Source organism: Ligilactobacillus sp., from assembly GCF_036846325.1.
Classification (GTDB): domain Bacteria; phylum Bacillota; class Bacilli; order Lactobacillales; family Lactobacillaceae; genus Ligilactobacillus.
In genome coordinates, this window is sequence record NZ_DAIUCE010000170.1 from 1 (window position 1) to 2,414 (window position 2,414).

The following is a 2,414-nucleotide window of genomic DNA, read 5'->3' on the forward strand; positions in this document are numbered from 1 at the left end:
CGCGACGCGGCACGAACTTATCATGAGCCTTGTTGCTGGTCTGAGCCTGATTATGTAAGGTGTGGAAGCGAGCGGTCATGAGCCCGTACGCAAGCTTTGGACGACCGAAGGCGAGTGAAACTCGTCCAGGGAGACCTTGGTTGCGATAGGGGGAATGCGAGCTGGAACCTGATTGTGAAGGTGTGAAGCCGAACGGTCAGCCCCCGCGTATCCAAGTCGCACTTGCGACGGGTAAGCTCGTCTTGCCCGAGCAAGGGTGCTTGGGACAAGGGGGTTGTGAGGCAGAACCCGATTAGGCAAGGTGTGAAGACCAGCCGCTTAACAAGGCGGTAGATAAGGAGGGGCGCGAGCGATCAGCGAAAGCGCAGTCGCGATGCGGCACGAACTTATCATGAGCCTTGTTGCTGGACTGAACCCGATTCAGACAAGGTGTGAAGCCGAGCGCTCATGAGCCCGTAAAAGTCAGCCCAGGATTACGGGCAAAGCACACATTTAACGTCGCATACACAAAAAAGTCTCGGATGAAATTTGCAACTATTTGCAAATCATCCGAGACTTTTGTTAGAGATATAGTTTTTTCTCAGCCTCTCACCCAGCGTCCATTATCAGAACGCTTTTTCTTTTGGAGCGCATGAATATGCAGGCCTGCAAGATGTCCGATGCGTATTTTCAATGCATGTTTTCGCACTGTATCTTTTCGGAAGGCATGCATCACAAGGATATTTCCTAAAAGTCCCTCATCCTCTGTGAAAGCGCTGTCCCATATGCTATAATCATGCGTAAGAGGTGAAAGAGAATGTTTACAAAAGACAATACGTTCAATGAAATAATGAATACGAAACCCAACCGTCGTGCGCTTGGCAACCTGTTTCCTTCGTGCTGGCTCAGGCTTGTGCCGGAGGACAAGGGGGACCTTTCGATGAAGCGCATCGAGCATGAGGTGAAGATGGAATGGGGCGGAGACTTCCTGTCAGACGCCTTCGTGGAGTGTGCCAACGTCATGGCTTATGCGGCAGACGGGTTGTTCAGCTTCGTTCCGCTGCGTGAAAGTCATGACAGGGGCTGGATTCCTGATGCCGACATGAATGACGTCCGGGGAGTTTATCTGTTCACGGGCAACCCGGACAGGGAGAATCTGGCCTTTGCGCACACTTCGTCTGATTTTTCCGTTCCTCCGTACAAGTCGGAGGCAGTGTCTGAGGAGAAGAGAAGAAGAGACGGAAGGCGTCCTGCCGTCATCATCTGTCCCGGCGGCGGATATGAGATGCTTTCCGCCTATTCGGAGGGCATTCAGCTGGCCCAGCGCTTCGAGCGCGACGGCGGATACAAGGCGTTTGTCCTGAGTTATCGTCTCAGACCGTGGCATTATCCCGATCCGCAGAGCGACCTTGCACTTGCCGTGATGTACGTTCGCGCCCATGCCGACGAATACGGCGTCGATCCGGACAGGATTCTGACGGTCGGAGCCTCTGCCGGCGGACACCTGTGTGCAAGCGAGGCGCTTCTTCACGGGGAACTGAAGCAGAAGGTGCTGTCAGAACTTGATTCATCCGCAGCGGACCGCCTCGCTGCATTTTCCGCAAGACCGGACGGCATCTGTCTGCTGTACCCGGTCATCAGCTTCACGAGCGAGTACCATGAGGGAAGCTTCATGAACAACACGGGAGGAGACGAGACGCTGCGCCGCAAGCTTTCCGTCGAGCTTCACGACCTGAGCGGATTTCCGCCGGTCTATTCGTTCGCAAACCGCGACGACGGCTGCGTTCCGTGCAGCAACACCATCCGTCTGGGGGATGAACTTGAAAAATGCAGGGTACCGCATCTCTGTGAGGTGTTCCCGTCCGGTGACCATGGCTGCGGACTCGGGTACGGCGCATCGTGCGCACGCTGGAGCGAGAACATGCTGTCATTCTTCGAGCGTACTCTTGCATAGTTGTACCAACAATTGGTATAATGAAAGCGGTATCTGAATGACGAGGTGAAGTAAAGTGAACGAGAATTTTGAAAAGATGCACAATGGTGGTCTCTATCTGCCAAATGACCCTGAACTGGCGAAGGTTCAGATGGAGTGCCTTGACCGGCTGTATGAATTCAACCAGACACGGCCGACGGAGATGGAGAAGAGAAGCAGGATGCTCAAGGAGATGTTTGCCGAGATAGGTGAGGGCTGCTACATCGAGCCTCCCTTTCATGCCAATTTCGGCGGACGTCACGTGCATTTCGGCAATCATGTCTATGCGAACTTCAATCTGACGGCGGTTGACGACACGCACATCTACGTCGGCGACCACACGATGATCGGACCGAATGTCACGCTTGCCTCCGCGGGCCATCCGATCCTGCCGGAGCTTCGCGAAAGGGAGTACCAGTACAACATGCCGGTCCGCATCGGAAAGAACTGCTGGCTTGGTGCC

Annotated in this window: 2 protein-coding genes; both read left to right on the forward strand. The window is 54.4% G+C overall.

Translation table 11 applies throughout. The features are described from left to right. Positions 1-796 precede the first annotated feature (796 nt). Positions 797-1,933 carry an alpha/beta hydrolase gene (locus tag V7Z60_RS09810; protein WP_334117629.1) on the forward strand — a complete coding sequence of 379 codons (1,137 nt, stop codon included), beginning with the start codon at positions 797-799 and terminating at the stop codon, positions 1,931-1,933. Positions 1,934-2,009: 76 nt separating this feature from the next. Continuing rightward, positions 2,010-2,414 (forward strand): sugar O-acetyltransferase (locus V7Z60_RS09815; protein WP_442918917.1); only part of this gene is annotated, 405 nt, incomplete at its 3' end.